We start from the raw sequence: 832 nt of genomic DNA, 5'->3' as shown, positions 1-832 counted from the left end.
CCGCGACGAGGACGGCGCGCGGGCGCCCGTCTGGCCGCAGGGTCCCGACGCCCGCCTCGGCGGCGTTGCGGGCGGCCGTCCGGACCCGGGCGCCGGACTCGGCGGCGCCGCGCAGCAGGCCGTGGACGTCGGCGCGGGAGAGGGCATCGGGGTCATCGAGGAGTGACTCGTCGAACACCGTTGATCAGCTCCGATCGCCGTGGTGTGCGGGGTGCCGGCCGGGGGCGGCGCGGCTCAGTGGGGGCGTCGGGCCTCGTCCACCAGGAGGACGGGGATGCCGTCGCGGACGGGGTACGCCAGGGCGCAGCTCTCGCTCTCGCACACCAGCTCGGCGGCCTCGCCGGAGCCGTCCGCCTCCTGCCGCAGGGGCGCGTGGCACGCCGGGCAGGCGAGGATCTCCAGGAGGCCGGCTTCGAGCGGCATGAGGGGTCCCTTCGGGAGGTGTGCGTCGGGTGTGCGTCTCTGTGCGGTCAGGGTACCGCCGGACGTCACCCGTGGTGACGTCCGGCGGGAAGCCCGGTCCGGCCGGACGCCCGTCAGGCGCGGACGATGGCCAGGACCTCGTCGCGGACGCGGGCGACCGTCTCCGCGTCACGGGCCTCGACGTTGAGCCGCAGGAGCGGTTCGGTGTTGGAGGCGCGGAGGTTGAACCACCAGTCGGCGGCGGTGACGGTGAGGCCGTCCAGCTCGTCGAGCTCGACGCCGTCGCGGTCCGCGTAGGCGGCGCGGACGGCCGCGGCCCGGCCGGGCTGGTCGGCGACGGTGCTGTTGATCTCGCCGGAGGCGGCGTAGCGGTCGTACTCGCGGACGAGCTCGGAGAGCGGCTTGTCCT

General features: G+C 75.8%; 1 protein-coding gene and 2 pseudogenes. All 3 read right to left on the bottom strand.

The window, feature by feature from the left end:
* Window positions 1-178 (bottom strand): annotated as a pseudogene (locus JNW98_RS34330) (SIS domain-containing protein); the annotation flags it as partial.
* Window positions 179-234: 56 nt separating this feature from the next.
* A complete protein-coding gene (locus tag JNW98_RS34325) occupies window positions 235-423 on the bottom strand; it encodes a Trm112 family protein (protein ID WP_223772202.1) in 189 nt (62 codons plus the stop codon).
* Window positions 424-536: 113 nt separating this feature from the next.
* Window positions 537-832 (bottom strand): annotated as a pseudogene (gene manB / locus JNW98_RS34320) (phosphomannomutase/phosphoglucomutase); the annotation flags it as partial.

This window comes from Streptomyces huiliensis, assembly GCF_020037025.1.
GTDB lineage: Bacteria > Actinomycetota > Actinomycetes > Streptomycetales > Streptomycetaceae > Streptomyces > Streptomyces huiliensis.
Note: the sequence above shows the minus strand (reverse complement) of the source record. Positions and strands in the feature narration are given on the sequence as shown.

Bases quoted from the DNA above. Each gene is read 5' to 3' on its own strand.
- JNW98_RS34325 (WP_223772202.1), bottom strand. From the start codon at position 423: ATGCCGCTCGAAGCCGGCCTCCTGGAGATCCTCGCCTGCCCGGCGTGC.